Annotated in this window: 27 protein-coding genes and 6 pseudogenes; 16 read left to right on the top strand and 17 right to left on the bottom strand. The window is 67.6% G+C overall.

All coding sequences use genetic code 11. The features are described 5' to 3' along the window. Positions 1-5 precede the first annotated feature (5 nt). Positions 6-761 carry an ABC transporter permease gene (locus OG381_RS02495; RefSeq protein ID WP_327714409.1) on the top strand — a complete coding sequence of 252 codons (756 nt, stop codon included), beginning with the start codon at positions 6-8 and terminating at the stop codon, positions 759-761. Continuing rightward, positions 758-2,893, top strand: coding sequence for a TOMM precursor leader peptide-binding protein (locus OG381_RS02490; protein WP_443061860.1), 2,136 nt, complete (start codon positions 758-760; stop codon positions 2,891-2,893). Before OG381_RS02495 ends, OG381_RS02490 begins: the two co-directional genes overlap by 4 nt. Before the next feature lie 182 nt (positions 2,894-3,075). On the opposite strand, the gene OG381_RS02485 is transcribed toward OG381_RS02490, so the two are convergent. After that, a complete protein-coding gene (locus OG381_RS02485; protein WP_327714408.1) occupies positions 3,076-3,252 on the bottom strand; it encodes a thiazolylpeptide-type bacteriocin in 177 nt (58 codons plus the stop codon). Positions 3,253-3,462: 210 nt separating this feature from the next. Here OG381_RS02485 and OG381_RS02480 point away from each other — a divergent pair, with 210 nt between their 5' ends. Further along, positions 3,463-4,713, top strand: a complete 1,251-nt coding sequence (locus OG381_RS02480; RefSeq protein ID WP_327714407.1) for an amidohydrolase — start codon at positions 3,463-3,465, stop codon at positions 4,711-4,713. Then, entirely contained in the window at positions 4,707-4,967 is a 261-nt protein-coding gene (locus tag OG381_RS02475) for a hypothetical protein (protein ID WP_327714406.1), read from the top strand. The genes OG381_RS02480 and OG381_RS02475 overlap by 7 nt, the downstream gene beginning before the upstream one ends. A gap of 50 nt (positions 4,968-5,017) precedes the next feature. On the opposite strand, the gene OG381_RS02470 is transcribed toward OG381_RS02475, so the two are convergent. Both OG381_RS02470 and OG381_RS02465 read right to left on the bottom strand, forming a co-directional pair. After that, positions 5,018-6,001 (bottom strand): helix-turn-helix transcriptional regulator, encoded by a 984-nt coding sequence (locus tag OG381_RS02470; RefSeq protein ID WP_443062022.1) that lies wholly within the window; start codon positions 5,999-6,001, stop codon positions 5,018-5,020. A gap of 504 nt (positions 6,002-6,505) precedes the next feature. Continuing rightward, positions 6,506-6,979: pseudogene (locus OG381_RS02465) on the bottom strand (transposase); the annotation flags it as partial. A gap of 697 nt (positions 6,980-7,676) precedes the next feature. On the opposite strand from OG381_RS02465, the gene OG381_RS02460 reads away from it, so the two are divergent. Continuing rightward, positions 7,677-8,621, top strand: a complete 945-nt coding sequence (locus OG381_RS02460) for a helix-turn-helix domain-containing protein (protein ID WP_327714404.1) — start codon at positions 7,677-7,679, stop codon at positions 8,619-8,621. Between the two features lie 550 nt (positions 8,622-9,171). Continuing rightward, on the top strand, positions 9,172-9,396 hold the full coding sequence (locus OG381_RS02455; protein WP_327714403.1) for a hypothetical protein: 225 nt from the start codon (positions 9,172-9,174) through the stop codon (positions 9,394-9,396). Between the two features lie 76 nt (positions 9,397-9,472). Here the strand turns inward: OG381_RS02455 and OG381_RS02450 are convergent, their stop codons facing one another. Beyond that, on the bottom strand, positions 9,473-9,676 hold the full coding sequence (locus OG381_RS02450) for a DUF397 domain-containing protein (protein WP_327714402.1): 204 nt from the start codon (positions 9,674-9,676) through the stop codon (positions 9,473-9,475). 300 nt (positions 9,677-9,976) lie between these two features. Continuing rightward, positions 9,977-10,147 (bottom strand): hypothetical protein, encoded by a 171-nt coding sequence (locus OG381_RS02445; protein ID WP_327714401.1) that lies wholly within the window; start codon positions 10,145-10,147, stop codon positions 9,977-9,979. A 79-nt stretch (positions 10,148-10,226) separates the two neighbouring features. On the opposite strand from OG381_RS02445, the pseudogene OG381_RS49585 reads away from it, so the two are divergent. Then, positions 10,227-10,331, top strand: a pseudogene (locus OG381_RS49585) (ATP-binding protein); the annotation flags it as partial. 68 nt (positions 10,332-10,399) lie between these two features. Here the strand turns inward: OG381_RS49585 and OG381_RS02435 are convergent. Continuing rightward, positions 10,400-10,927 (bottom strand): S1 RNA-binding domain-containing protein, encoded by a 528-nt coding sequence (locus OG381_RS02435; protein ID WP_327714400.1) that lies wholly within the window; start codon positions 10,925-10,927, stop codon positions 10,400-10,402. A 149-nt stretch (positions 10,928-11,076) separates the two neighbouring features. On the opposite strand from OG381_RS02435, the gene OG381_RS02430 reads away from it, so the two are divergent. Further along, positions 11,077-11,397 (top strand): hypothetical protein, encoded by a 321-nt coding sequence (locus OG381_RS02430; RefSeq protein ID WP_327714399.1) that lies wholly within the window; start codon positions 11,077-11,079, stop codon positions 11,395-11,397. 224 nt (positions 11,398-11,621) lie between these two features. Here the strand turns inward: OG381_RS02430 and OG381_RS02425 are convergent, their stop codons facing one another. Next, positions 11,622-12,806 carry an IS701 family transposase gene (locus tag OG381_RS02425; RefSeq protein WP_327714398.1) on the bottom strand — a complete coding sequence of 395 codons (1,185 nt, stop codon included), beginning with the start codon at positions 12,804-12,806 and terminating at the stop codon, positions 11,622-11,624. Between the two features lie 109 nt (positions 12,807-12,915). Between OG381_RS02425 and OG381_RS02420 the strand changes: the two genes are divergently transcribed. The 4 genes and pseudogenes from OG381_RS02420 to OG381_RS02405 all read left to right on the top strand — a co-directional run. Further along, positions 12,916-13,467 (top strand): hypothetical protein, encoded by a 552-nt coding sequence (locus tag OG381_RS02420; RefSeq protein WP_327714397.1) that lies wholly within the window; start codon positions 12,916-12,918, stop codon positions 13,465-13,467. A gap of 248 nt (positions 13,468-13,715) precedes the next feature. Then, entirely contained in the window at positions 13,716-14,225 is a 510-nt protein-coding gene (locus tag OG381_RS02415; RefSeq protein WP_443061859.1) for a class I SAM-dependent methyltransferase, read from the top strand. 13 nt (positions 14,226-14,238) lie between these two features. After that, positions 14,239-15,447, top strand: a complete 1,209-nt coding sequence (locus OG381_RS02410) for an RNA-guided endonuclease InsQ/TnpB family protein (protein WP_327714396.1) — start codon at positions 14,239-14,241, stop codon at positions 15,445-15,447. A gap of 18 nt (positions 15,448-15,465) precedes the next feature. Beyond that, positions 15,466-15,888: pseudogene (locus OG381_RS02405) on the top strand (class I SAM-dependent methyltransferase); the annotation flags it as partial. An 80-nt stretch (positions 15,889-15,968) separates the two neighbouring features. Here OG381_RS02405 and OG381_RS02400 read toward each other — a convergent pair. The 4 genes from OG381_RS02400 to OG381_RS02385 form a co-directional block, all read right to left on the bottom strand. After that, positions 15,969-16,508, bottom strand: a complete 540-nt coding sequence (locus OG381_RS02400) for a GNAT family N-acetyltransferase (protein ID WP_327714395.1) — start codon at positions 16,506-16,508, stop codon at positions 15,969-15,971. A gap of 284 nt (positions 16,509-16,792) precedes the next feature. Then, entirely contained in the window at positions 16,793-17,236 is a 444-nt protein-coding gene (locus tag OG381_RS02395) for a hypothetical protein (protein WP_327714394.1), read from the bottom strand. Positions 17,237-17,611: 375 nt separating this feature from the next. Continuing rightward, on the bottom strand, positions 17,612-18,367 hold the full coding sequence (locus OG381_RS02390; RefSeq protein WP_327714393.1) for a ZIP family metal transporter: 756 nt from the start codon (positions 18,365-18,367) through the stop codon (positions 17,612-17,614). A 533-nt stretch (positions 18,368-18,900) separates the two neighbouring features. Then, entirely contained in the window at positions 18,901-19,488 is a 588-nt protein-coding gene (locus OG381_RS02385) for an SMI1/KNR4 family protein (protein WP_327714392.1), read from the bottom strand. 235 nt (positions 19,489-19,723) lie between these two features. Between OG381_RS02385 and OG381_RS02380 the strand changes: the two genes are divergently transcribed. Then, positions 19,724-19,954, top strand: coding sequence for a hypothetical protein (locus OG381_RS02380; RefSeq protein ID WP_327714391.1), 231 nt, complete (start codon positions 19,724-19,726; stop codon positions 19,952-19,954). A gap of 772 nt (positions 19,955-20,726) precedes the next feature. On the opposite strand, the gene OG381_RS02375 is transcribed toward OG381_RS02380, so the two are convergent. Beyond that, positions 20,727-21,032, bottom strand: a complete 306-nt coding sequence (locus tag OG381_RS02375; RefSeq protein WP_327714390.1) for a DUF1330 domain-containing protein — start codon at positions 21,030-21,032, stop codon at positions 20,727-20,729. Between the two features lie 188 nt (positions 21,033-21,220). Between OG381_RS02375 and OG381_RS02370 the strand changes: the two genes are divergently transcribed. Further along, positions 21,221-22,123 (top strand): LysR family transcriptional regulator, encoded by a 903-nt coding sequence (locus OG381_RS02370; RefSeq protein ID WP_327714389.1) that lies wholly within the window; start codon positions 21,221-21,223, stop codon positions 22,121-22,123. Positions 22,124-22,276: 153 nt separating this feature from the next. Here the strand turns inward: OG381_RS02370 and OG381_RS49580 are convergent. Beyond that, positions 22,277-22,389 (bottom strand): annotated as a pseudogene (locus OG381_RS49580) (IS5/IS1182 family transposase); the annotation flags it as partial. A 94-nt stretch (positions 22,390-22,483) separates the two neighbouring features. Next, positions 22,484-22,924, bottom strand: coding sequence for a hydrolase (locus tag OG381_RS49575; RefSeq protein ID WP_443061858.1), 441 nt, complete (start codon positions 22,922-22,924; stop codon positions 22,484-22,486). Positions 22,925-23,020: 96 nt separating this feature from the next. Between OG381_RS49575 and OG381_RS49570 the strand changes: the two are divergent. Beyond that, a pseudogene (locus OG381_RS49570) lies at positions 23,021-23,230 on the top strand (IS481 family transposase); the annotation flags it as partial. A 51-nt stretch (positions 23,231-23,281) separates the two neighbouring features. Here the strand turns inward: OG381_RS49570 and OG381_RS49565 are convergent. From OG381_RS49565 to tnpA, 3 genes and pseudogenes are all read right to left on the bottom strand, one after another. Then, a pseudogene (locus tag OG381_RS49565) lies at positions 23,282-23,485 on the bottom strand (class II fructose-bisphosphate aldolase); the annotation flags it as partial. Positions 23,486-23,671: 186 nt separating this feature from the next. After that, complete coding sequence (locus tag OG381_RS02360; RefSeq protein WP_327714388.1) at positions 23,672-24,343, bottom strand: HalD/BesD family halogenase; 672 nt, start codon at positions 24,341-24,343, stop codon at positions 23,672-23,674. A gap of 175 nt (positions 24,344-24,518) precedes the next feature. Beyond that, the gene (gene tnpA / locus OG381_RS02355) at positions 24,519-24,947 is read right to left on the bottom strand and encodes an IS200/IS605 family transposase (protein WP_327714387.1); all 429 of its coding nucleotides are present in this window, start codon (positions 24,945-24,947) and stop codon (positions 24,519-24,521) included. A gap of 11 nt (positions 24,948-24,958) precedes the next feature. Here tnpA and OG381_RS02350 point away from each other — a divergent pair, with 11 nt between their 5' ends. Beyond that, positions 24,959-26,128 (top strand): RNA-guided endonuclease InsQ/TnpB family protein, encoded by a 1,170-nt coding sequence (locus tag OG381_RS02350; RefSeq protein ID WP_327722362.1) that lies wholly within the window; start codon positions 24,959-24,961, stop codon positions 26,126-26,128. Positions 26,129-26,134: the final 6 nt, after the last annotated feature.

Raw genomic sequence — 26,134 nt, 5'->3', positions numbered from 1 at the left:
ACGCCATGAGCGCATACGCGGCGCTGAGCCAGGCCGGGTACCGGGCCTACACCCGGGACAAGACCACCCTCTTCTTCACCTTCGCCTTCCCGCTGCTCTTCCTGATCGTCTTCGGGTTGATCTTCCAGGGCCAGGAGGTCGAGGAGAGCGGGAAGCCCTACATCAACTACATCGCCCCCGGCGTGCTCTCCTGGGGCGTCGCCAACGCCGCGGTCTTCGGCGTCGGCTTCACCCTCATGCAGTGGCGCCGCGACGACATCCTGCGGCTGGTGCGAATGACGCCGACCCGGGCCTCGAGCGTGCTCGGCTCCCGCTATGTACTGGCCCTCGCCATCGGAGTGGTCCAGGCGGTGCTGTTCGTCGCCGTCGCCATGCTGCCGTCCTTCGGGCTGAGCCTGTCGCCCCGCTGGCCGCTGGCGCTGCCCGTGCTCGTGCTCGGCATCACCGCGTTCCTCGCCATCGGCGTGGTCGTCGGCTCGTACGCCAGGACTCCGGAGGCCGTCGCAGCGGTCGCGAACTGCCTGATGCTCCCCATGGCGTTCCTGTCCGGATCGTTCTTCCCGCTCGACGCCATGCCGCAGTGGATGCAGACCCTGTCCCGGGTGCTGCCGTTGCGCTATTTCAACGACGGCGTCTCCGCCGCCCTCACCGGGACCGACGGGACGGGCGACATCGCCGTCGCCTGCGCGGTGCTCGCCGCGTTCGCGCTCGTCCTGTGCGCCGTCGCGCTGAAGACCTTCCGCTGGAGCGATCAGTCATGACACCGACGACCATGACCACCGGGGCCGTCCCGGCCCTGGCAGCCTTGGCGAAGTTGGCCGCGAACACCCCACTGGAGGGCGGGCGCGCCGTGCTCCAGCGGGCGCTGAGCGCGCGCCACAGGGCGCAGTACCGTGCGGCGGGCGGGGAGCAGGCTCTGCCCGCTCCACTGGTCGTGCCGCTCGGCGCCGCCGACACCCTGGGCTTCGGTCATCGCGACCCCTACGCCGCGATCCGGCCGACGGCCACCGTCCACCTCACCTCACGCGCCGCGCTGATCGGCCCGTGGGGAGGCGGACCGGGCACCACGGCCTGCGGCCAGTGCCTCGCCATGCGCTGGCAACGACTGCGCAGCCGCTCCGAACGCGAGGCCCTGGAACTGGGCCACGAGCCGAAGGGGGCGGTGCAGTGGCCGGTCCTCACGGACTACGCCGTCGACGCGGTCTGGGCGGCCTGGCGGGCGGTGCTTGGCGGGGCGGGGCGCGGAGTTGCTGCTCCGGCCGGGCCGGTGGCCGTCGCGGGGAACGGGACTACTAGTACCGCAACTGCCGTGTCGGCGGCTGCTCCCGTGGGTGCGCTCGCGCCGACCGCCGTACCTCACAGTGCGGTTGCCGCGGCCCAACGTCCCGTCGCCGACCGTGTCCTGCCGCAGGTCACCCGGGTTGATCTCGTCACTCTCGCGACCGCCGGCTTTCCGATACTGCCGGAGCCCCTGTGTCCCTCCTGCGTGGCGACGCGTCCCGACACCGCCGAGTCGGCGCGGATGCGACTGGGGTCCGCGCCCAAGCCGGACCCGGTCGGATATCGGCTGCGGGCTCTGGACTCCTATCCGTTGCCGACCACCGCTTTGGCCAATCCGGTCTGCGGTGCCCTGGGCTCGGACACCTGGATCAACCCGGCCTCGACCACCACCGCTCCGGTCGCCGGGACGCACTTCGTGCGCGGATACGCCGGACTCAACGACGTCACCTGGAGCGGCCAGGCCAACAGCTACCGCACCAGCCGCACCCTCGCCTACCTCGAGGGCCTTGAGCGGTATGCCGGTACGCACCGGCGCCGGGGCACGGAGCCGGTCGTCGACTCGTATCACCACCTCGCGGACCGCGCGCTGAACCCGGCGGAGTGCGGCTTCTACGCCCCCGAGACCTACGCGAGGGACCACCTCGTCAGCCCCTTCGACCCGGACCGGCCGATCCCCTGGGTGTGGGGGCACTCGTTGCGCGACGACCGTCCGATCCTCGTTCCGTCCCGGCTGGCGCACTACAGCGCCGGCGTGGACGCAGACAACTTCGTCTTCGAGTGCTCCAACGGCTGTGCCACCGGCGGCAGTCTGGAGGAGGCGATCTTCTTCGGACTGCTGGAACTCGTCGAGCGGGACGCGTTCCTGCTCGCCTGGTACGGCCGGGCCCGCCTCACCGAGATCGACCTCGGCTCCTGTCGGGGCACGGTCCGCTCCATGCTCGACCGGGCCGCTCTGCATGGCTACGACGTGCACGCCTTCGACACCCGGATGGATCTCGCCGTCCCGGTCGTCACCGCCCTCGCCGTCCGCCGTGACGGCGGTTACGGCACGCTCTCCTTCAGCGCGGCGGCGGGCTTCGATCCGGAGGGAACCGTCGATTCCGCGCTCTCCGAGGTGCTGACGTACATTCCCCACCTGCCCTACCAGGTCGCCGAGCGACACGGCGAACTGAAGTCCATGGCACGGGACTTCACCAAGGTGCTGCACCTCAAGGACCACGCCCAGCTGTATGGCCTGCCGCAGATGGCCGAGCACGCCCGCGAGTACCTGGAGCCCGAGGCCGTACTGCCGCTCGGCGAGGTGTACGGCGACTGGGAGCGGGTGCGGCCGCGCACCGGCGATCTGTTCGACGACTTGGCGCTGTTGCGGGACGAGCTGGTCCGCACCGGACACGACGTCATCGCCGTCGACCAGACCACCCCCGAGCAGCACCGGATGGGGCTGCACACGGTCAGCACGATCGTTCCGGGCCTGCTCCCGCTCGACTTCGGCTGGACCAGGCAGAGGGCTCTGCTGATGCCCCGGCTGAGGACTGCCCTGAGGGCGGCGGGCCGGCGTACGGACGATCTGCCGGAGTCGGACATCAAGGTCGTACCTCATCCGTTTCCCTGACGTCCGTTGCCCCGGCCCGCGTTCACCTGGGCCTGGCGACGCCGGGGTTCCCGCACCGCCGTCGTGCGAGCGGCCCACCGTGGCGCGGGTCCGGCGTGCGGTCGGTGCCGCGACGCCCGGCAGCCCCCTCCAGGGCGGGTTCCCGTCGAGGAAGGGGCTGCCGATCGGAGACAGGCGCCGGATCAGGCGCTGCAGGAGGTGGTGCTGGTGGTGCTGGAGCAGGTCGACGTGGAGGAGGAGGACGTCGAACCGGCGAGGACGACCTCGACCGCGTCCGAGTAGTCCGAGATCTCGAAGGTCTCCGACTCCAGCTCCAGGATCTCGTCGGCGAGGGTGGCGAGCTCCGTCTTGTGGGCCATGGGGTTCTCCTTTGTCCGGCGGGCCCCGCCGGCTGTTGCGGCGGTGTTCCCCTTCGATGACCCCATTCCAACGGCAGCCGCTGTCAGATCGGCCCGGCTCCCGCTCTCAGGTCGCTGACACCCCCTGACAGCGATCCGACAGAGATCTGGAGCACCCGGACCGCACGCTCGCGAGCAACGGACCCGTGAGGGAAGGAGGAGGTGAGGACAGTGACCGGAACATCGGCAGTCCCGCGGGACGTGCTGAGGTCCGCCATCGAGCTCTACCTCGATCTGCACGCCCACCCGGAGCTCTCGGGCGCCGAGAGCCGTACGGCCGCGCGCTTCGCCGCGAAGTTGGAGCAATACGGCTGCGTGGTCAGCCGCGACGTCGGCGGCCACGGTGTCGTGGGCGTACTGCGCAACGGCCCCGGTCCCACGGTGATGCTGCGCACCGAACTCGACGCGCTGCCCATCGCGGAGCGTACCGGCCTGCCGTACGAGAGCACTGTGCCGGGCGTCATGCACGCCTGCGGCCACGACCTGCACATGGCCGCGGTCGCGGGGGCGCTGACGCAGCTCTCCCGCGCCCGTGACACCTGGAGCGGCACCCTCCTGGTCATCGGCCAGCCCGCCGAGGAAACGCTCGGCGGAGCCCGCGCGATGCTGGCGGACGGCCTGTTCGAGCGCTTCGGCACACCCCAGGTGGTCCTGGCACAGCACACCGCCCCACTGCCCGCGGGCACGGTCGCCCACGGCCGGGGGCCGCTGATGGCCGGCAGTACCGCGATGGACGTCGTCATCCACGGGCGCGGCGGTCACGCCGGTACCCCACACCTGACGGTCGACCCGGTGCCGACCGCCGCTTCCACCGTGCTGCGCCTGCAGACCATCGTTTCCCGGGAGACCGCGCCGGCGGAACAGGTCGTGCTGACGGTCGGCTCGCTCCACGCGGGATCGCGCGGCAACGTGATCCCGGACGACGCCGAACTGAGCCTGTGTGTCAGGGCCTTCTCCGAGGCCGCGCTGGACCGGGTGACGGATGCCGTCGAACGGATCGTACGAGCCGAGTGCGCGGCCTCCGGCTGCCCGAAGGACCCCGAGATCACCGTCACCGCCCGCTCGCCCGTACTGATACCCGACGAGGCCACCACGGCGGCCGTACGCCGGGTGCACGAGGATCTGCTCGGCACGCATCGCGTGGCCCACTGGCCGGCCACGACCGCCACCGAGGACTTCCCGCACTTCGCCGCCGAGACCGACGACGTGCGCACGGCGTACTGGATGCTCGGCGTGACCGGCCTCAAGCAGTGGCGGGCGGCCCTGGCCGGAGGCCCGCCGGTGGAGTCGAACCACTCGCCGGGATTCGCCCCCGACATCCGTACCGCCCTGCCGACCGGCATTGCGGCGATGGCCGCCGCCGCCCTGCATGTCCTGAACCCGTCGCGCACCGAACCGTCCGGCGGAGAGCGGACATGCTGACACCTGATCCCGCCGTGGACACGGTGGAGATCGTCACCGTCCGCCGCGACAGAACGGCTCCCTCCGGCGAGACCACGGTGGTGCGCCTGCTGGGGCTGCTCCCGGCGACCTGGTCCTGCACCTGCGAGGCCAGCCCCGACCGGGTCCGGCTGCGGATCGAGCTGGCCGACGGCACCGACCGGAGCACGGTGCACCACGCCCTGCGGACGGTACTCGCGGACACAGCCCTGTACGGCTGGTACCAGGAAAACTGAGCGGACCCGACGGGGACCCCGGTCGGATCAAAAAATTCGGAGGAGCCTGGTCAGATCCAGCCACGCTCGCGCGCCAGCAGCGCGGCCTGCGCCCTACTGGCGGCACCGAGCATCTCCATGAGATCGGCGACGTAGCGCCGGTAGGTGCGGACCGAGACCCCCAACTCGCGTGCGCCTTCCTCGTCCTTGCCGACCGAGCACATCAGGGCGAGCACCCGCTGCTCGGTCCCGGACAGGCCGGAAGCCACGTTCTCGCCGTCGGTCAGGTCCACCTTCGCCAGATCCTCGGCCTCGTCCCAGATCTTCTCGAAGAGGGCGATGATGTTGGCTACGATCCCGTTGTTGTTCGCCAACAGCGCGCCGCGCGAGGTGTCCTGGGGATCCAACGGCACCAGCGCCGCCGCGCGGTCGTAGACGAGGATGCGCTCCGTGGTGTCCTCGACAACCCGGACCATGGCGCCGTGGGAGAGCAGCTCCCGAAGGTAACCGGCGGTCGGACCATCCTCCAGGACCTCGCGCACCACGACACTGCGGATCCGTACGCCGCGGCGCAGACAGCGCAGGTCCAGTGGCCTTGACCGTTCGATGTTCTCCGGTGACATGCTGGTGTACGGCTCCACGGAAAGGATCTCGTCGCGGGCGAAGAACGCCAGGTCGTCGATGCGGTCACGGATCTCGGCGAGGCCTTCCAACTGCTCGATGCCCTGCGGTGAGGGACTGCGCGCACCGAGCTCCGCACGCAGTCCGTCCACCACGTGCCGTGACCGAGTGACGCGCTGAAGCTCCTGGTGGAGCTCGTGCAGTCGTACGTCCACCAGCCGGGCCAGCGCCACTTCGGGATCCGTCGGAGAGATCAGCTCGTCCGTGCCGGTGGACTGCAGCAGGCCCAGTTCACAGAGTCGGCCCAGACAGCGCCGTGCGGTGTCCGGATCTATGTGCAGACGGAGATGGATGCCATCCACAGGTGTATCCGGATTTCTCAGAAAATGACGGTAGATATCCTCTTCGGTCGCGGACACGCCGAACACCGACATCTCGTTCTCCATCACGTGGTCCCCCATCGCGTGGTACCCCGTCCGCGGGCCTGCTGGAGGTCACCCAGCCATCGGTCCACGGCTGCCGACGCGTTGGTTCTCAGCCTAAACAGAAGCCATACGGTTCGGACATCTCTCTGTTCGAATTCTTGGACAGAAGTATCGACATCCTCGACTGCCTGCGACTGAAGGCGCGCTCGGCGCCGCTCACGTGTTCACCACCGCACGACACACCGTCATGGACAAGCCACGCCGGCAAGACGCTGTTCTCCGTCCACGCGGTTGCGACGCGAGTGGCGAAGTGCGAGTGGGGAAGGAAGCCATCAACGACGAGTAACACCCGCCACTCCAACATCGCTTGTCGCATCGCGCCCGCTTCCCGCGCTCGGCCGGTTGACGCGTAGCTCAACGCTCGCGCCGCGCTGCAGCATTCAGGCCTGACCATGGACCCTCCGGTTCCCGGACAGTCCGGGCCTGGGAGGCCGCCGACGAGATGTGAAGGAAATTCAAGTCTGGTGCACAGGAGGGCAGTTGAACGATAGTTCGGCCGCGTACTTCCGCAATGCGGCGGCCCGGTGAACGTTGAGGTTGTCGCAGATCAGGACGATGGGGGCGCCGAGCTGAGTGTGGGCGCGGACGACGAGGTCGCGGTAGTCACGCCAGGAGAAGCTGTCGCGTCCTGTGACGTTGTGCTTGCGGTGGCGGCGCGGCCGGTAGATCAGCCGGGACGCCTCGCCCGGCCGGTAGCGCAGGGCGGTGATCGACCAGCGGCGGGCCAGGACCGGCCCCGCACCGCATCACCGGCGTGTGTCCACGCCCGGCCCCAGGTGTGGGCCCGTGGCGGCGTCATCGAGAACCCGGCCCCGTCCTCGAAGACGACGAACGCCCCGAGCGCCGCCGCGGTCATTCCCCCTGCGGCCACACATCCTTCTTCCGCAGCTCGACCGCATGCTCGTCGCGTTCCAGCGCGCGGTGCGCACCACCGACGCAGAGGGGCACCGCCGCTGCCGCGTCTGTGGGTCTGGCGCTGGCATCCGGCGCACAGGCCGAGGCGGTCGCCGGAGCAGACCAAGGCCCCTGGAGAGATGCTGACCAGGTCGAACGCGCAGTCGTGCAGTGCGTCGGCTGGTACAACACCGAGCGCCTGCACCCTGCACTCGACTACCTCCCACCCGAAGAGTTCGAAGCGGGCTACTACCGTTCCCGTTCTCTGGCCAATCCGAACGTCGCCTGAAACAAACAAGATTGGCCGCTACGAAACTCGGGGCAGTTCACATCGTGCTGACCAGCGCCCCGAGGCACCAGCTGGTCATTGCGGACGGTGGCCTCAGTGCAGCAGTTCGGTCATGGATGATCGCCCGTCCCGACAGCGTTCCAGTCGGCAGAGCCAGTCACCAGCGCATCGGCATGCGCGATATCCGGGGACTCGATTAGCACAGAAGCCGTCCGCTGGGGATATCCGAATTGAGCCGTGTATCGGTTTCCGAGCGCCGTCGTAGGGCAGTTCCCGGGCGGCGCTCTCCTCGGTGTCTGTCGGCACCTGCCGCTGAATCGCGAGCCGCAGGAGGTCTGCTGGTGCAAGTGGGTCAGCGGAAGCACTGCGGTCCATGTTGGTGACGTGCATAAAGACGGCTTGCTTTGTGCGCTGTTCAGGTCCGCTTAATGCCAGGTGGTGATGCGACAATCAGCCGTATCGCAGATTGGGGGACGTATGGCGACGCCGAGCAGGGGGAGTCCCGCGATACAGCGACTGCGGCTTCGGACGCGGTTGCGGCAATTGCGGACGGCCGCCCATCTGACGCAGCGGCAGGTTGCGGAGCGCATGGAGTGGTCCCCGAGCAAGCTGCTGCGTATAGAAGCGGGCGAGGTCGGAATTTCCGTCAATGACCTGCGCCCTCTGCTGGCTCTTTTCGGGGTGGGAGACGATGCCACTGTGGAGGAGCTGCTGAACCTGGCTCGGGGGAGCCGGAAGATGCCCTTCACCGAGTATCGGGACATCTACGACAAGGACTTCCTTGGCTTTCTCGCGATGGAGTCTGCGGCTTTCGTGACCCGCAGCTTCCAGCCCCTGGTGATGCCCGGGCTGCTCCAGACGGAGGAGTACGCGATGGCGATCATCCGCGCCTACACCCCGGCGCGCTTCTCCGAACCACAGCGGCAGCGCATGCTTGAGGCGCGCATGCTGCGTCAGGAAGCGCTCGAACGGGACGAGGCGGAGGCGTACTTCATCCTGGACGAGTCGGTGATCCGCCGGCAGGTGGGCGGTCCGGGGGTCATGAAGGGACAGCTGCGCAGACTCGCTGAACTGGCGGCCCATCCTCGCCGCGACATCATGATCTTTCCGTTCAGCCGTGGTGCACATTCCGCGTCACAGGGTCCCTTCACCCTCTTCGAGTTCGAGGAAGAGGAGATGCCGCCGTTCGTATATCTGGAGAACCTTCGGGGCACGGCCACCGTGAGCACCGAGACGGAAAACTTCGTTGCCTACCTGGAGCTGTTCTGGGGCCTCGAGGAGAGGGCGATCAAGGGCGAGCAAATCCCTCGGGTCCTGCTGCAGATAGCCGAACACCTGGAGACGCAGCCTCACGACTTCCACATCGATCCGCCGAACGGGGACTGAGCGGCGGCGCTGCCGATTCAGAGATGCGATCAACTCGCCCTTGCCTTCACTGTGCATGGCTGCCGCCGGGGGCGCATAGAGGCACGGTGGGGCGCACGGAGTCACTTGCCGCAGACATGGCTGTGGCTCCGCACAGGCGAAGCCACAGCGGGGCGAGCCCGCTGCAACGGGATGCGCCCCATGCTGATCGCCCGGGCCACCGGACACCAGCGTATGGAGAACGGTTGCGCATCCAGGCCGAGTTCGCAATCGCTGCTGGTAAAGCGGCGCAGAACTGCCCGGATCCAATCGCTCTTACCAAGGTGTGCTCACCAGGGCGTCCGGATAAACCATCAATCTGCTAGGTAGCGTCTGGCCGGATCGCAATCCGTGTGGCGTCGATCTGATGTGTGGAGATCTCAACCACCGGGCGCAACAGGGGACTTCGATGGTGAGGGGCCAATGAGTGATCACGTTAGGCCGAGGGAATCGCCATCTCAGGAGGGGCCGTTCGTCTGCAAGCGAACGGCGCCAAGCACCGTTTCAAGCCCCGGGCCATCTGGAGTACACCATGTCGGAAGACGTCGAACGCGCTGCGGCGGAAGAACCGAAGGGGAGCATCCCCGTTCTGCCGCGCGCTAATGCCGTGGCCGCCGTGATCGTGGCGGTTGCCTCACTGGCTGCGGCCATCTTCACGCTGATTCTGGTTCCCGACGACGCCGGCAGGGCGGCCGCCGGAGCCATCGCCACCGCAGGGCTCGCCCTGGCCGGTCGACTGGGGACACCCGGTCGCTGAACGCAGTGCGCCGCGCCCGTACCGGTTGGTCCAGCAGGTAGGGCGCGGCGTTTTGCGGAGGCGTCTCAGACGGATGTCATCCGCTCGTGGGGGTGCGGTCCGTGGTGTCGGTTGAGGCAGTGAAGCGGCTCCATGCGGCTGCGCCGAAGGCAAGGCGACCCGCGGCGTTGTCTTTGGAGTCGCGCACCATGACGCCGAGCGGAGTACGCGCGACCTCCACGCACTGATTGCCTGCGGCGTCGCTGAACGACGACCTCCGCCACGACCACGAGCCGTTCATTACGCGCCCATCCCTTGGAACCCGCGGCGAGGCGGGCATTCGCTTACGTATATTGAGGGCGAAATGTCACCCTTTGCGGCGTAGTTTATACATGGCAGCCAGGCCGCGCTGACACGCGGCCACGGCAGCCGAGGCGCCTGTAGCTCAGGTGGCTGGAACACGCCTCACAGGCGCGCCACTGTAGCGGGAGGTGCAGGGCCTGCGGGGGCCCTTGATGGAAACGTCGGCGATTAGCTGGCTGTGTGCCGATCGTGGCCCCATGGGGCTGTCGGGGCTTGGCCCAACGGTGATGGCGGTGGGTCACCCGTCGTCGGCTATCTGGTTCACCGCGTCGAGCTGCGAATCCACCAGTTCGGCACGACGCTGACGTTCCACACCCCGTGACGGGCAGGACAGCACGATGCCCTTCGCCTCGCCCAAAGCGGTGGGACCCGCGCGCAGCAGCTCGCGCGCAATGAGGATCGCGTCCATCACGCTCACCCCACGGTCACTCAGCAGCCAGCTTCTCATCCCTCGGTTTGGTGGGACTAAATATTCCCTGTTCGAGACCCGCCCCGAGAAATGGGGTCAAATCGGCACCTCGAACAAGACCTTTGGAGAGCGGGGACAGGTGTTCGGTGATGAGGTCCTCGCGACCGCGATCCTCGACCGGCTCGCTCTTCGCCATGGACGGAGGTGCCGCCTCCGCCGGAAGCCTCGGCCGCAGGCGCCGGGTCGGTGCGGTCAGCCCCCGTCCCGCAACAGCAGTTTGACCTGGCGCCTGTCCAGGTTGATCTCGGTGACTTCGACCAGCAGCACGTCACCGATGGCCAGAGGCTGGTGGTCGGCCTCCCGTTCAGGCAGTTCCGAGGCCGACAGCAGCCCTTCGACGTGTTCGTGGACGCGAACGAAGACTCCGATCGAAGCCACCTTGGTCACCCGGCCCGGAACCACGTGTCCAAGATGCGTGCGGGCGAACTCACGGAGCGGATCGTCCTGCAGAGACTTCAAGGACACGGTGAGCCAGTCCCGATCGGCGTCCACGTCCAGGACAGTGACGGTCACGTCCTGTCCCACTCGCAGCACCTGGTCCATTGTTACCTCGCGACGTTGCCAGGTCACCTCAGGAGCCCGCAGCAGCCCGTCGATCCCGCCAAGATCAATGAGGGCATCGACCTCACCGACCGATGAGACGGTTCCTCTGCGGACTTGTCCCTTCTCAAGCGTTCTCAAAAAGGCCTGGCGAGCCTGACTCGCACGAACGCCCTCCACACCACCACCCCTTCCACGCGGACCAGATTCGCATGTCCACTCAACACCTGCCTGCCTGCGCACGTGGGCCCGTACTTCACTCTGCACTGAGCTAGGACGCCGACGCCCGGCAACCGGGCCGCCGCCGGCCTCGGGCAGGTCACCGCGCCGTGACGCGCAAGCACAAGATGCTTCAGTACCGGACGGAGATCATCGACGGCTGCCTGGCGGGCACGGGTCTGACCCTGTCGGCGCGATCGTCAGAGGAAGCCGGTGGAGCGATTCCGCCAGGTGGGCCGCTGAACATGCGAGAGCAGTCGGCTCGGCCCGTCGTAGTCGCTCTCCAACAGTTCCTCGGCAACCACTGCATAGCCGAACTCGACCAATGCCCGGTTGACTTTGGCAAGGTCAGCGCCGTCCAGCTCGCCCTCGGCCTGAGCCTCCTCCGTTCCGAGGAAGGCTCCCGGATTGTCCGCGCAGACGAGGGCTAGCGAGCCGAGCTTGCTTACGCAGACGCCGATCCGTGTGCCGCATGCGGTCGCGTCAGACTCTAATACTGCAACGGTGCTTGCTCTGATTGCTGGGCAGTTTCAGGGACTGTGTCCGCGTCGTTTGTAGTGACTGACGCGGGCCTGTCGTTGTCGCCTCCGGCGCCAGGTTGACCAGTGCAGGATGTGGTCGACCGGGGTCGGACGGCGGTTGGTGAGGCGGGTGATCAGTCGTCGGATCTCGGCGAGGCTGAGGTGGATGAGCTGGGAGGATCCGTTTCTGCTTTCTCCGTGTCCAGCTCCCGGGCCCGCAGGACGGTGAGGCAGGCGTGGGCGGCCATGGCCAGGGTCATGTGGCGGTGCCAGCCGGGGTAGCGGCGGACCTGGTAGTCGTCCAGGCCGCATTCCTGCTTCGCGGTCTGGAAGCATTCCTCGACCGCCCAGCGGCTGCCCGCGATACGGATCAACTCGTCCAGCGTGGTGTCGGCGGGGCAGTAGGCGATGTAGTAGGAGATCTTCTCGGGGTGGCTGACGCTGCGGCGGGCGAGGACCCAGTGCCGGCGGTCCTCGAGGTGCCAGGGCCTCACTTCGACGCGGGCCCAGTCGTAGATCCGGCGGCCGTGGGCTCCCGTGCCGCAGGAGCGGCGTTTCCACTTCTGCCGGGGCAGGCCGGGGAACAGGTCGTGGACGGGGTGGTCGATGGACCAGCGGGTGACGACGGTGTCGTGCCGGGTGGTGGCCATGACGTGGAAGACGTCCGCCTGTTCCAGTTCGAACCGCCAGCCCTTGCTGAAGCCGTAGGCGGCGTCGGCTGTCACCCATCCGAACGGGATCCGGTCGGCGAGGGCTCGGCGGACCATCGCCCTGGCCATGGCCACCTTCGTCTCGAAGGCGAGCGTGTCGTCGATGCCTGCCCGCCGGCACCGTTCCCGGTCGTCCGTCCAGGAGGTGGGCAGATACAACCGCCGGTCGATGAGGGTGCGTCCGCGATCTGTGGCGTAGGCGAGGAACACCCCGATCTGGCTGTTCTCGGTGCGGCCTGCGGTGCCGGAGTACTGCCTTTGCACCCCGGCCGAGCGGACGCCCTTCTTCAAGAAGCCGGTGTCATCGACGATCAGGACAGCCTCGCGGTCTCCGAGGTGTTCGACGACGTAGTCGCGCACGTCGTCCAGGACCTCGTCGGCATCCCACTCGATCCGGTTCAGCAGCCGGTGGATGCGATCGGGACCCGCGTGCCCGGCTTCCTCCGCCAGCGTCCATCCGTTCTTCCGCTCCAGCGGCGCGACCAGCCCGCGCATGTACGCCAGCGCCGACTGACGCGGCTCCTCCCGGTTGAACCGGTGCACGAACCGCCCATGCAGAGCGTCCAGTTCACCCGCCCACAACCTGACACCAGCAAGGTCCCCACCCATAACCACACCAACGAGCCAACTGGCCAGCAGTCACGGCAAGCACCGTTGCAGTACTAAGCTGCTACGGCCGTCTAACCAGGGGACGCCTTGCTCGCTAGCATCGCCCCTCATGATCGCAGTGGTCGCCACCATTGGGCTGGCGTTCGTGGGCTATGTTGTCACCTACCTCAACGGCCTGCGCCTGTCGCAGCGGCAAGAACACCTGGCCCGCGTGAATCGCCAGCTCAGCGACTTCTACGGGCCCCTTTTCGCCCTTACGGAAGCCAACAGCCGCACCTTCGGTGCGTTCTTGGAACGTCACGCTCGCCCTGGCGGAACGTCACCGTTCGTTCATGAGACCCCGCCCACTCCAGAAGAGCTCACCGAGTGGCGGCTGTGGGTGACTACCGTCTTTCTGCCGAACATCCAGGCCATGCGCGACCTGGTCATCAAACACGCGGACCTGTTGCGCGAACCAGAGATGCCACAGCTCCTGCTCCAGCTATGCGCGCATGTCTCGGGCTACGAGATCACGGCTGCCCGGTGGGAGCAGGGAAACCACGACCAGCACCTCTCGGTGGTGTCGTTCCCCAGCGAGGAGCTGGCCGCCTACGCACGTCAGGGATTCTCCCTGCTGAAGAAGGAACAGGCCCGCCTGCTCGGGCAACGGCAGGACAGCTGACCAATTGCAACGACGTCTCATCAGCACCGCTGGAAAACTCGTCGAAATAGTTTCCCTGGCACGGCAGAGGAGGGTCCCTTCCTGCTCGCTGACGGGTGCTTGGGCTCGTGCCGGGCGGGGGTGTGAGTGGGGTTTCCTGTCTTCCTGCCGTGAGGGCTGCAGGAGCCCATTGCACCCCTCGCCCTACGCGGTCTGACCTGGCACGGAATCCTCGCCGTTCCTATCCGATCCCGGTCGAAGGGGGCCGGATGGACCGGACCGTACGCACCGTCGAGGACGTTCTGTCTCTCCTGGACGGACTCTTCACCTCCCCATCCGAGGCCGGCTGTTCGGCGACCGGCGACGGCAAGGACTTCTGGGACCGCTTCTACGCCGACCGGTCAAGGGCCGTCCCGTTCTTCGCGGCGAAGCCGGACGAGAACCTGGCCGCCTACCTCGACCAGGGCCTGATTGCTCCCGGCCGGGTTCTGGACCTGGGGTGCGGGCCGGGCCGCAATGCTCTGTTCCTCGCCGCGCGCGGCTTTGCGGTGGACGCTGTCGACCTCTCTCCCATGGCCGTTGCCTGGGGCGAGGAGCGGGCCCACGCGGCTGAAGTCGAGGTCCGCTTCATCGGGTCTGTCCTTCGTGGATACCCCGGCCGTCAGGTCGGGGAGGAATCGAAGCTCCTGCGGAGCAGGGCAGGGGAAGCCGGTTCGCCGCCCAGGCGGACCGGCGTGCGCCGTCTACCGGCCGACTCTCTTTGCCCACACGGAAATTGATACGCTGTGAGGTATGGCGGAGCAGGTCAAGCGGGCGTTCAAGGACCGCTTTTACCCCACCGGCGTGCAGGCGGCTGAGTTGTCGCGCACGTTCGGCTGTGTCCGCCTCGTCTACAACAAGGCCTTGGAGGAGCGCACCCGGGCCTGGTACGGCGAGCAGCGCCGCATCTCCTACGTGCAGTCCTCGGCCGCGTTGACGCAGTGGAAGAAGACCGAGGAACTCGCTTTTCTGGCGGAGGTGTCCTCGGTTCCGTTGCAGCAGGCGCTGCGCCATCTGCAGACGGCGTTCGGGAACTTCTTCGCCCAGCGTGCGAAGTACCCGCGCTACAAGTCCCGTAAGAAGTCGCGGGCGTCGGCGGAGTACACGCGTAGCGCCTTCACCTGGCGCGACGGACAGCTGACGTTGGCGAAGATGGCCGGCCCTCTGGACATCCGCTGGTCGCGTCCGCTGCCGGAAGGTGCCGAGCCCACGACGGTGACGGTGTCCCGTGACGCGGCGGGCCGCTGGTTCGTGTCCCTGCTGTGCGAGGACCGCATCGCCCCGGCCCCGGCCACCACGAACGCGGTGGGCCTGGACGCCGGGATCACCTCTCTGGTGACCCTGTCCACCGGGGAAAAGGTCGCCAACCCGAGGCATGAGCAGCGGGATCGAACACGGCTGGCCCGTGCGCAGCGGGAGCTGTCGCGCAAGGCGAAGGGCTCGGCGAACCGGGAGAAGGCCCGCCGCAAGGTCGCCCGTGTGCATGCGCGGATCGCCGACCGGCGCCGCGACGTCCTGCACAAGCTGTCGGCTCGACTCGTCCGCGAGAATCAAACGGTCGTGATCGAGGACCTGAGCGTCCGCAACCTGCTGAAGAACGGCACGCTCGCACGCGCCATCAGCGATGCGGCCTGGACGCAACTGCGCTCCATGCTGGAGTACAAGTGCGCCTGGTACGGGCGCGAGCTCGTCGTGATCGACCGATGGTTCCCCAGCAGCAAGCTGTGCGGGAACTGCGGGACAGTCCGCGGGAAACTGCCGCTGAACGTCCGCACATGGACGTGCACTTGCGGTGCGGTGCATGACCGCGATGTGAATGCGGCCCGCAACATCCTGGCCGCCGGGCTGGCGGCGTCTGCCTGTGGAGACGGTGTAAGACCTCAACGGGAGTCCTCCCGGACGGGGCGGTCGTCGGTGAAGCAGGAATCCCAGCGGGCGACCGCTGGAATCCCCCGCCTTTAGGCGGGGGAGGAAGTCAAGTGCGGTGACGCTTTCGCCCTCCCCGCTGACGAGTTGAGCGGTCCGTACGACCTGGTCGTCGACTCAGGATGCTTCCACCACCTACCGCCTCATCGCAGGATCAGCTATCTGAGCCTCCTCGACCGCGTCCTCGCTCCTGGTGGACACCTCGCCCTTACCTGCTTCGCCGCCGGCGAGGCGGGCATGGGGTCGGAACTCACCGACGCGGACCTCTACCGTGAGCGCGAGCTGGGAGGCGGCCTCGCCTACACGCCCGAATCACTGCGCTGGATCTTCTCTGACCTGGCAGAGGTCGAACTGCGCCGTATGCGCGAACAACCCTCTGAGTCAGCACTGTTCGGCGTCAGGTTCCTGTGGACCGTGTTGTTCCGCCGGGGTGCGGCTGCGGCAGGCGACGTTGGCCCTGCCCAGGAGGGCGCGTAGGCGCCGGGCCGTGACGTGGTGGTTTCCCAGATGGAGTGCTGTGGCGGTCGAGCTGAGGTTCTGCGGCATCGAGTATGAGTTCACCTGGAGGGGGCGAGCGGGGGTCGCATGCCGAGCCACTGCTCGGCGTCCCAGGCACGGAAGCGCTCTACCTCGGTGAACCCCAGCTTTGCCGCGAGGCGCATCGAGCCGATGTTGGCGGTCTGGGTGTGGAGCACGACCGGCTCGCCGGGAAGGACGCCGTCGAACCAGTCCAGTGCTGCCGCGCACGCTTCGGCGGCGTAGCCGAATCCCCAGGCGCGCGGCAGGAACAGGTAGCCGAGATCGACCTTCCCCACGGCAGCCGGGCGGCTGTGCTCCGGTGCTCTCCGGAGCAGGATGTGGCCGATCATCGCACCGTCGAGGTCGACGACGAAGCTCCCGGGCCACCGCTCCGGCACCCTGGGCAGCTCGCGCTCGAGCTCTGCGCGGGGGCGGGGACCGCCGAGGTAGGTGTGCACCACTGGCGACGCCAGCAGCTCGATGAACGACGCACGGTCTCGGGGCTTGGGCTCACGGAGCACGAGCCTTGCGGCCCTGATCGGGGCAGGCGGCCGGGCGACAGGTCCAAGGTCAGTCATGTCGCCAGCCAATCAACCGGCCCTGCAGCGATCAAGGTGCGCCGGACGATCAAGGCACTCCGGCGTAGGGCTCAAGGTATGGAAGACGAAACGGGAAGTCGGGGCCGAGCGCAATGGTGCCCTGCGGTACGCCTGCGGAGGCTGTCCTGATCGCCAGGGAGGGCGAGGACGAAGTGCGGAGCGCAATGGCAGGCTGGGCAAGGCCCGAGTTGGTTTCGCGTTGGTCCTGCTCGACCGGGACCGGCATGGCGCGAGACGTCACGGGCGCAGGGGGCTGAAGGTGTTCAGACGGCGAATGGACGCTCTGGCTTGTCCACGTCCGGGGCACCTGTACTGCTACTGCGGATCATTTCCACCACCTGTGGCGCCTGTCGGGTGTAGGCCCACAGCCGTACCGGCCCCGCGGACGATTCGCACTCGATCACCAGCGCGCTGGACGGGAGCCACAACATTTCACGCAGGGTTGTTTCGCGTGCGCGGACGTAGCGCAGGTCTGTGGGGAGTTCGCGCAGCCGCGTCCGCGACCAGCGGGGCTCCCATCGGAACTCGCGTCCGGTCTGTACCCGGCCCAGGCTGTATCGGCGGCGTCCCTCGGCGGGCAGATTGGCCCCGACGGGGAAGGAGACGGTGATCCCTGCGGCGGCCCGGGCAGCGGTCCGCCGCACGCGCCATGCCACGAATATTGATCCGATCACCATGCCCAAGCAGGTGGAGAAGGCTGTGCTCATGCGCGAAGTAAAACAGGTGGCCGGCGAGAACGGCAGCTTGCGCTGCCTCGAGTTTCCTCGTTCTTCACTACGCGTCAGCGTGAGGTGGGAAAGGCTCACTACCGCGCGGGCCGAGGTGGCCTGGTCGGTGGAGTCCCTGACGGGACTGGCGCAGGGTGAGTTGATCGCTGCCTGGTTCGGCTCCGGGCCCGCTGGTGGACAGCGCTGTGTGACGGTGCAGAGGGCGACCGGCTGCCGGTTCCGGTGACCGGCAGCCGGGGCTCGCCACGGGTTCCCCTGGGGTACCTGCGGGCGGCCGGGGCCTCGGACGGGACTTGGGCGCTACCCGGCACACACGGGACCACGGCATGGTCTGTCCTCTCCCAGCCTCAGCGGTCAGGTGTGGGAGAGGGCGAAGGAGACGAGGAAGCCGCTCACGGTGATCAGTCCGATGGCAAGGTGGGCGTCTTCGAACGCTTCGGGGATCATGGTGTCGGCGATCATTGCGAGGATCGCCCCGGCCGCGACCGCGGTCACCGCGGCGATCACGGCGGGGGAGAAGGAACCGATGACGGTGTAACCGAGGACGGACGACACCGTGCTGGCTGCGGCGATGGCGGTCCAGACACCGAAGACGTACCCCTTGGTGCGGCCGGCCTTCTTCATGCCGGCCGAACTGGACAGCCCCTCGGGAACGTTGCTGATGAACACCGCGGCCACCGTCACCAGACTCACCGCTCCGCCATCCAGCAGGCTGACGCCGATGACCGCGGACTCCGGCACTCCATCGAGCAGGGCGCCGAGCGCGAGCGCCGCCCCGGACCCGCCCTGCTCGGCCTCCGAAGGCTGCGCCTGCGCGTTGCCGGAGCGCTTGCGGTGGCGCGCACCCTGGCGTGCCAGCCACACGTTGCCCCCGGTGTAGGCGAGCGCGCCGATGAGGGCGCCGATGGCCGCGGGGGCAAGCCCCGCCTGCTCGTACGCCTCCCCGACCAGCTCGAAGGGCACCGCCGAGATCAGCACACCGGCACCGAAGGCCATCACCGTCGCGATCACCTTCTGCGGTACCCGCAGCCCATACCCCAGCGCAGCACCGAGCAGCAGCGCCGAGCCCGCCGCCAACCCCCACAGTCCAGCCTGTACGACTTCAGCCATGCCGACCCGTCTACCCGTAATGGATGTGGATCAACGGGCAACCTGCGCGGCCGTGCAGACAGGAAGGAGCCGTCCACCCGCGGAGAAGGGAAAGCGAGGCTTGGCGGAGCGCCTGCCAGTCCTGCCGACCCACGTGCCAGGCAGTCGTCGGCACTGATCCTGAGCCACCCGCGGGCAAGGAGACTCGCCAATCCGCGATCTGGCCCACTTCCTAGAAGATGCGGTGAACTGGCGCCACGAGTACCGAATACGTGGCCCGGGTAGCGGTTGTCGGCACACCGCGCACACCGCGCACACCGCCGTGGACTGCGCGGCCTTGACGCGTCGTATGCACCAACTCGGCGCGTGGCGTCGACGCCTCGTCTTTCGGCATCGGGACGGGCGGCGGTCACTTGCGGCGGCCGGGTTCGGCTGTCGGCGCAGCGATGCGGGTGATCGGCGAGGTGCGCCGATACGGGTGCTGCGTCGGTTGCCGTCTCGTAGGGCGTCGCGATGCCCTTGCCGTCTCAAGCGTCACGGATGTGATGGGAGGATCAGCGGGTGATCCGCCACGTCAAGCGTCCGTCATCCGTGGTCGGCAGGCGTCGTTCCAATGGCGTGCTGGTCTCCAGCGCGGTGGCAACGGAGTCGAGCAGGCTGCTCAGAGATTCCCACATGTGGTGCGGGAGGTAGGTCGTGGTGCCGAGCTCATCGTGCCGTGCGATTCTGCGAGTTGCGTCGCGGGGTTTGGTGTCGAGTACCCAATGGCTACCGCCGGCGTTACTGGCGAAGGGGAGATCGTTGGGATGCCAGAGGGCGTATCCGTCACGGACAATGAAGTGGGCGGCCCGGCCTTCGCGTTGTGTCTCTTCTTCGAGACGGGTTGCGAACTGGCGTGTTGACACGATCTCTCGCGTACTCATGAGCTGGAAAGCTCCCAGGACGTCGAAGTGCCCGCTGCCGTCGTGACGGAGGAGGGATTCGGCCAGTTCAGCGGGAAAACGCTGCCCCAGAAGGACTTGCGCTGCGTCGATCGCTCCTTGATCCGCAGGAGGAGGCAGCGAGGCAAAGGTTCGCGGTGCGTGTGGGGCGAGCCACCCCTCGATGCGGTCCCATGAGCTGTTGATGGGCGTCGGTGTCATGGGTTCCCATGATGGCACCAGCACTTGGTGGGTGCCGATGCCATCGAGAGTTTCAGCGTGGACCAGGCGCCCGGTCGTCGGCTCGGTTCCACGGTGTTCCCCGTGAGACCGCGCGGCGCACCGTCATACGGCAATGCGGCTGGCATGGCCGAGGAGTTTCCCTGGTCGGCTGCTCAACTCGGTTGACCGCAGGAGCCGCAGTTGCTCTACTGCGAAGCCGGACGGGGGAGGACGTGTGGCAGAACTGCCCGAGAGTGTAGATCGCGACATTCTGGAGGGGCGCTCCATCCTCGCAGTGAAGGCGATTCGTGATGCACGAGGATGCCAGCTCCACGAAGCGGTTGATCTTTACCATGAGCGCTACCGAGAGCTTCATCCTGAGCCGGACTCAGCCCAGGAAGCTGGCCGGCCTCGCGTGCTGCGGTTCGAGCGCGATGGCTCTTTGGTTGTGTTCGAGGGACCGTAAGAGGGTCAGTAGCCGAAGTAGTGCGGGGCCGGGTTTTTGACCTGCGGCCATGTCATCGATCGACGCTGCGAACTGCGGCTTAGCTGTCGTTGGGGTTGTCAGCACTGGTCGTCGTTGAGTGCCTCCGCCGAGCGGGCCGGGGGGCCGTATCCGCGTGGCGGCCGTACACCCTGAGTTGGCCGACGGCACCCACAGCCGCGTGGAACCCGGCGCCCACCCGCCGCGACAGCGTGGCCGTCACACCGGAACATGCTCCGCCGAACGCAGAGAGGCCGCCAGCAAGAGCTGACGGCCCATCGCGAAAGCTCAAGGCTAGACGGGCGAGTTGACGAAGCGTTCGAACGCGCCCCAGTCAGTGAACCGGCGTCTCCGATCGCGCCGGTGTAGTTGTAGTGCTCATTCAACCAGCGCTGCTTCGCCTTCACTGGGTTGGAACCAGGAGCGCCTGTGCACGCATGGACAGAGGGTGGCGCCGACGAGTCCCGCGTCGGCGATACCCGCATGGTGCGCGGAGCGTCCGCGACTGTGATGATCACGGATGGACGGCTGAAGCGACGCCGTGGCGGAAAAGACTGTGTCCTCGACGAGGTTCAGCGAGGCAGTCCGGCTGGCCCGGACGTTGCGTCCCTTCTTCGACGCGCCGGACAGGGATCAGGCCGTCGAGGACGTCGACGACGAACTGGGACGCAGGGTATGGCGTCGAACTCGTCTCAGGAGTCGTCGCGCAGCACCGGGTGCGTGACGGGTGGTCAGTGACGGCTGGGCGCGCTGGTCAGGCAATGCCGTCGATGATGCGGAAGTCGCGCTGGACGCCGTCTGGGAGGGCCACCAGCGCCTTCTGGTATGCCTCGCTCTCGTATGCCGCGACGGCCTGTTCAAAGCTGTCGAACTCGATCAGAACGACGCGTTGTGTGATGCCGGCCTCGTGGGCGACGACTCGACCGCCCCGGGACGGGATCCGGGACAGGAGGCGCCCGCCCCCGGACTGGACGGCCGGACCGGCCAGCTTGTCGTAGGCAGTCAGCCTGTCAGGGTCAGAAATGGCGGGGTAGACACTGACCCAGTACCCCTTAGCCATGGAAACCTCCAGTGGTGGGCCGGACACATGCGACGTCGAATAGACACGCAGATCGATTGCTCCCGGCGACGGGTACCGCGGTCGGTTGCATCGCCATATGCGCAGGTTAGAGCTTGATATGCAGGCGAGGGAAAGACCGGTACGGGATAGGCTCAGAACGGATCGTTATCAATCGGCAGGGAGGGCACGTGGCGCCGGACACGGTGAGCCTGCGGTACTTCCTGGTGCTGGCCCAGGAGTTGAACTTCACCCGCGCGGCCGCACGGATCGGTATCGCACAGCCGGCACTCAGCGCCCGGATGCGCCGGTTGGAGGCGGAACTCGGTACGGCCCTGCTGGTCCGCAGCACGCGCAGCGTCGTCTTGACGACGGCCGGTGCGGCGTTGGCGGAGTCCGCGCCGCCCGCGCTGGCGGCGCTGGACCGGACGTGGGACACCGCCCGGAGCGCGGCGGCCGGTGAACTGGGCACGCTGCGCATCGGATACAGCCTCAGCGCCGGGGCCGAGACGGTACCGGCCCTGGTGGACAGGCTGCTTCGCGGCACCAGCGGACTCGAGGTCGGCGCGGTCCCGATGGCGACACCGGAGATCACCCCGGCGGTCGCCGAGGGCCGTATCGACGCCGGGATCACCCGCGGTGAACAGCCGGGCCGTGACGTGCGCCGGTTCCTGCTGCGGCGTGCGCGTGTCGGGGTCCAGCTGGCGCAGCACCATCCGCTGGCCGAACTCGCGGAGATCGAGATCGCCGACGCGGCCGCGTATCCGCTGCGCCTGCCGGACCGTGCGGCCAACCCCGTGATCCACGATCAGCTGTCCGCACTGTTCCGAGACACCCGGCCACACCCTCGATTCCACACACCCGCAGTCGCTTTCGACATGTCTCAGCGCGACCTGCGCGACGGGATCACCCTCGCCCCGGCCGGAGAAGCCGCGGCCACGGCACAACCGGCCGGTCTCACCTGGCGACCGCTGAAAGGCGCGCCCAGCCTGACGATCCACCTGGTCCTGCCACGCGAGCTCTCGCCGCTGCACCGCCGCGTCCGTGCCGTCGCCAAAACCCTGGCGCAGGAACTGCACTGGCTGCCGCGCTGACGCGCACGAGGTCACGCGAGACGGACGCCTGCGGTGGCGCGGTTCGAAGACCCTGCGCCCGGCGGACTTCGCGGTGATGACGACAATGGTGGTCTTGCTGCATGTCCGACACGACCTCGCCACGTCGGTGGATCAGCCTCCGATGAAGGCCCGAGGGGCGCGCCCCTCACGCCGCAACGCGCTGATCAGCTTGCCGAACTGACGCGGACTCACCCACGTGAACAGGGCTGTCGGGACGGCTCCGACGCCGTGCTCACACCAGGCATAGCAAGATCATCTCAGTCGGGGGTCAGCTCTTGCGAGGCCGCTCTCCGGCTTCCCCGCCCGCCGGAGCCCCAGAACGTCGTACAGGTCTCGAGTTCAGCCAGCAGTGTCCTGGGGTCTGTCGACCACACGCTTGGTGCCGATCAATACCCGGTAGCGCTGCCGCTTCATGAACTCTGTCATCTCCCAGACCACCGGCCGCCCTACCTCGGCACACAGATGCAGCACGTGTCCCTCGTTCACCCACACGCCCACGTGGGCGCCGTACGCATCGTCCGTGGCGTTGAACAGCACCAGGTCAAGCGGCTGGGCAGCCGATACATGGACGGTGGCCTGAGTGTCGGCCCATAGTTCACTCGAACGCAGATCAGGCGGATTCAGGCCGAAGTGCCGAAGCACCTCGTAGGCGAACAGCTGGCAGTTGGCACCCTCTTCCAGACGGGGCAGGTCAGCCACCTGCGACGACCCCGGAAACCGGGAGCTCACGTACGGAACGGTCCAGTAGGCGGCGGGTAGTTGGTGCAGCACTGGGTCCATGACTCCATCCTCCCTGAGGTCGTACCGGGACAGGGGCGCCCACACTGTCTCTCGGGGCGTGATGGGTTGTAGCACTCTGGCATGGAGCATCGCCCGTACGTCATTCACCGTCTGCCGTTCCAGGTCGAGGTCATCCAGACCGACAACGGCGCCGAATTCCAGTCCGCCTTCCCCTGGCACGTCCTCGGCAAGGGGATCGCCCACACTTACATCGAGTTTTGCGTCCCGCGCCTGAACGGAAAGGTCGAATGCTCCCACCGCATTGACGCCGAGGAGTTCGCTGCACGCCGAGCCGCCGTTGTCGTGCGGCCCGTGCTCCTGCCCCTCGCCGACCTCACCGACGCGGGGAATCGCCTCGAACTCGCCCTTCAGGTCACCGCCGTATTCCCGCGCCGACTCGACGAGTTCGGCCGTCTGCCGCAGCGCCGATTCATACGGAAGGCCGGAGGTGTCGAACAGCACCGAATCCCAGCCCGCCCGCAGACAGGCCGTCGCGAACTCCCGGTCTGCGCAGTGGTCAAGATGGAGCACGGACGGGCACGACCGGGCGCCAGATGCCAGCTCGTGGCCCTGGCTTCTGCTGCGGTTCGCAGGCCGGCGGTGTCGGCATCCTGGAGAGCAGCGACAGCCGGGTCTGGACGTCGTCCAGCATTCGGAGTAGCGATTCCCCTCGATCGTGCGACCGGTATGACGGGGAGGACGCGGCCCCTGAGGGACGGGGTGTGTGGCCTCTCTCCCCGTGGTTGATCAGCCGTAGAGCAGGGCAGCGGAGGGGGCCGTGGCCGTGTGCTCCTGGCAGGCGGTGGCGTAGGCGATGTTGAGGACGGTGCGTCGGAGGCCGGGGCGTCGCAGTGGAGTGACGCGGTGGGCGGTGGTGTCGGCTCGCAGCAGGTAGGCGTCGCCGGGTGCGTGGTGGGCCCGGCGGGCGGCGGAGGTGACCAGCTGGTCCAGGCCGCTCGCGTGGGGCACGTACTCCAACAGTCCTCCGTCGTCGGGGGAGGCGGGTGCCTCGGTGAACAGGACCAGGGCGAGCTGGTAGTCGTCCACGTGCGCCCCGTGGGTGTCGCTCTCCTGGTGCAGGACGTTGACGACGAACCGTTCGACGGGATCGGGAGCCAGTGAGATCTCTAGCCGGGAGATGTGTCGTAGTAGGCCCAGAAGTGCGGTGTCCGTGGCGAGTTGAGGGATGAGCTCGGACTCGGCGGCGATGACGTGGCCGCCGAGCGTGGTCATGCGGCGCGGGGATCCGTCCATGCAGGCCATCGCGAAGTCCCGGCGTTTGCCGAGCCCTTCGAGTCGGCGCAGTTCCGCCTTGAGTTCCGCGAGGTCCTGTCCGGTAAGCAACCCCGGCAGCCTCAGGTAGCCGTCCCGGGCGAACCGCCCAGGTAACTCCTCGCTGTAGACGGGCCAGACAGGCATCGGCGGCATCCCTTCCCTCCCGGCGGTGGCCGCGTTGACGGTAGCCGCCGGGGCCGCGGGGAGGAAGCCTGGTTCAGCATGATCTAGCGAGGAACCCCGGGCGTTCACGCCCGGGAGGAATCGCTTCTCTCGGCTGCTCTGGCCCGCGCGGGCGCACGGGTCTGCACTGTTGACCTCAGTCAGGACGCTTCTGGTTCGCGATGTACTCCTTCACCAGGGCGAGCGGTGCGCCGCCGCATGATGCGGCGAAGTAGGACGGAGACCAGAAGTGCTCGCCCCACAGGTACCGGCGGATGTGGCCGGGGAACTCCTGGCGCAAGCGGCGGGCGGAGACGCCCTTGAGGCTGCCGACGAGTCGGGAGATGGCGACCTTCGGTGGGTAATGCACCAGCAGGTGTACGTGATCGCGCTCGCCGTTGAACTCGCGCAGGTCCGCGCCGAAGTCCGCGCACACATCCCGCATGACCTCTTCGCAGCGCTTGAGGATGTCGTCGGTGTACGGTCCGCGCCGGTACTTGGGTGTGAAGACCAAGTGCGCATGAAGGGTGTAGACGACGCTACGGCCCCTGCGGATATCGGGGTTTGGTTCCCATCGAGGTGACATAGATCATTGTTATATTCGTCCCCGTGAAGATCGTCGTGCAGGTGAAACTCGTGCCGGATGCCATCCAGGCGTCGGTACTTGAGTCGACCCTGCGCACGGTCAACGACGCCGCGAACTGGGTGTCGGAGGTGGCGTTCGAGCACGGTGTTCCGCGTGAGTACGAGTTGCGCAGGCACACCTACGCCGAACTCAAGGCCCGGGGCTTGGGGGCGCAGGCCGCGCAGCACACCATCAAGAAGGTGCGCGACGCCTACACCACACTCAAGGCCAACGTTCGGGCCGGGAATCTCGGGAAAGAAGGCTCCAAGCGCCGCCGGAAGGCGGAGTCCAGGCCGATCGCCTTCCGGCCCGAGGCCGCCCAGGCGTACGACGACCGGTGCCTTTCCTGGCAGTACGACCAGCAGACCGTGTCCATCTGGACCACTTCCGGACGGCTCAAGAGCGTCCGCTTTGTCTGCTCCGCCGACGCGCTCAAGACGCTCCGGGCGCACCGGCAGGGAGAGTCCGACCTCATCGAGCGTGACGGTGTCTTCTACCTGATCGCCACCTGCGAGGTACCCGAGGCCGAGCAGTACGGGCCGGACGGCTTCATCGGCGTGGACCTCGGCATCGCCAACATCGCCACCACGTCCACCGGTTACCTCGCCGCCGGGCGGGGGCTGGGCAGGTACCGCAAGCGACAGCTTGTCCTGCGTGCCAAGCTCCAGAAGAAGCGCACCAAGAGCGCCAAGCGGCGACTCAAGGCCCGTGCCCGCAAAGAGGCGCGGCACGTCGCCAACCAGAACCACATCATCTCCAAGACGATCGTGACCGAGGCTGAACGCACCGGGCGTGGCCTGTCCCTCGAAGAACTCAAGGGCATCCGCTCCCGGGTACGGCTCCGCAAGCCCCAACGGGTCGCGCTCCACTCCTGGGCGTTCGCCCAGCTCGCAGACTTCATCGTCTACAAGGCCAAGCGGGCAGGCGTGCCCCTGGTCTTCGTCGATCCCGCGTACACGTCGCAGACATGCGCCGCGTGCGGCCACGTCGACAAACGCAACCGTGTCGACCAGCAACTTTTCATCTGCCGGGGGTGCGGGGTCGTTGCCCACGCCGACCGGAATGCTTCCCACAACATCGCCACCCGTGGCGAGAGCGTGTGGAACGCGGGGCGTGAGTCACGCGTCCCTGCCACCCCATAGGGGTGT

It is taken from the genome of Streptomyces sp. NBC_00490 (assembly GCF_036013645.1).
GTDB lineage: Bacteria > Actinomycetota > Actinomycetes > Streptomycetales > Streptomycetaceae > Streptomyces > Streptomyces canus_F.
This window is presented reverse-complemented; position numbering and strand designations above follow the sequence as displayed.

Excerpts from the sequence above, each read along its gene's own strand:
- OG381_RS02445 (WP_327714401.1), bottom strand. The coding sequence starts at position 10,147 with ATGGACGCGATCCTCATTGCGCGCGAGCTGCTGCGCGCGGGTCCCACC.
- OG381_RS02455 (WP_327714403.1), top strand. The coding sequence starts at position 9,172 with ATGTCGGAAGACGTCGAACGCGCTGCGGCGGAAGAACCGAAGGGGAGC.
- OG381_RS02425 (WP_327714398.1), bottom strand. The coding sequence starts at position 12,806 with ATGGGTGGGGACCTTGCTGGTGTCAGGTTGTGGGCGGGTGAACTGGAC.
- OG381_RS02495 (WP_327714409.1), top strand. The coding sequence starts at position 6 with ATGAGCGCATACGCGGCGCTGAGCCAGGCCGGGTACCGGGCCTACACC.
- OG381_RS02395 (WP_327714394.1), bottom strand. The coding sequence starts at position 17,236 with ATGAGCACAGCCTTCTCCACCTGCTTGGGCATGGTGATCGGATCAATA.
- OG381_RS02360 (WP_327714388.1), bottom strand. The coding sequence starts at position 24,343 with ATGCCTGTCTGGCCCGTCTACAGCGAGGAGTTACCTGGGCGGTTCGCC.
- OG381_RS02470 (WP_443062022.1), bottom strand. The coding sequence starts at position 6,001 with ATGTCGGTGTTCGGCGTGTCCGCGACCGAAGAGGATATCTACCGTCAT.
- OG381_RS02385 (WP_327714392.1), bottom strand. The coding sequence starts at position 19,488 with ATGACACCGACGCCCATCAACAGCTCATGGGACCGCATCGAGGGGTGG.
- OG381_RS02485 (WP_327714408.1), bottom strand. The coding sequence starts at position 3,252 with ATGGCCCACAAGACGGAGCTCGCCACCCTCGCCGACGAGATCCTGGAG.
- OG381_RS02390 (WP_327714393.1), bottom strand. The coding sequence starts at position 18,367 with ATGGCTGAAGTCGTACAGGCTGGACTGTGGGGGTTGGCGGCGGGCTCG.
- OG381_RS02400 (WP_327714395.1), bottom strand. The coding sequence starts at position 16,508 with ATGACTGACCTTGGACCTGTCGCCCGGCCGCCTGCCCCGATCAGGGCC.
- OG381_RS02410 (WP_327714396.1), top strand. The coding sequence starts at position 14,239 with ATGGCGGAGCAGGTCAAGCGGGCGTTCAAGGACCGCTTTTACCCCACC.
- OG381_RS02450 (WP_327714402.1), bottom strand. The coding sequence starts at position 9,676 with ATGAACGGCTCGTGGTCGTGGCGGAGGTCGTCGTTCAGCGACGCCGCA.
- tnpA (WP_327714387.1), bottom strand. The coding sequence starts at position 24,947 with ATGTCACCTCGATGGGAACCAAACCCCGATATCCGCAGGGGCCGTAGC.
- OG381_RS02375 (WP_327714390.1), bottom strand. The coding sequence starts at position 21,032 with ATGGCTAAGGGGTACTGGGTCAGTGTCTACCCCGCCATTTCTGACCCT.
- OG381_RS49575 (WP_443061858.1), bottom strand. The coding sequence starts at position 22,924 with ATGGACCCAGTGCTGCACCAACTACCCGCCGCCTACTGGACCGTTCCG.
- OG381_RS02460 (WP_327714404.1), top strand. The coding sequence starts at position 7,677 with ATGCGACAATCAGCCGTATCGCAGATTGGGGGACGTATGGCGACGCCG.
- OG381_RS02415 (WP_443061859.1), top strand. The coding sequence starts at position 13,716 with ATGGACCGGACCGTACGCACCGTCGAGGACGTTCTGTCTCTCCTGGAC.
- OG381_RS02490 (WP_443061860.1), top strand. The coding sequence starts at position 758 with ATGACACCGACGACCATGACCACCGGGGCCGTCCCGGCCCTGGCAGCC.
- OG381_RS02475 (WP_327714406.1), top strand. The coding sequence starts at position 4,707 with ATGCTGACACCTGATCCCGCCGTGGACACGGTGGAGATCGTCACCGTC.
- OG381_RS02420 (WP_327714397.1), top strand. The coding sequence starts at position 12,916 with ATGATCGCAGTGGTCGCCACCATTGGGCTGGCGTTCGTGGGCTATGTT.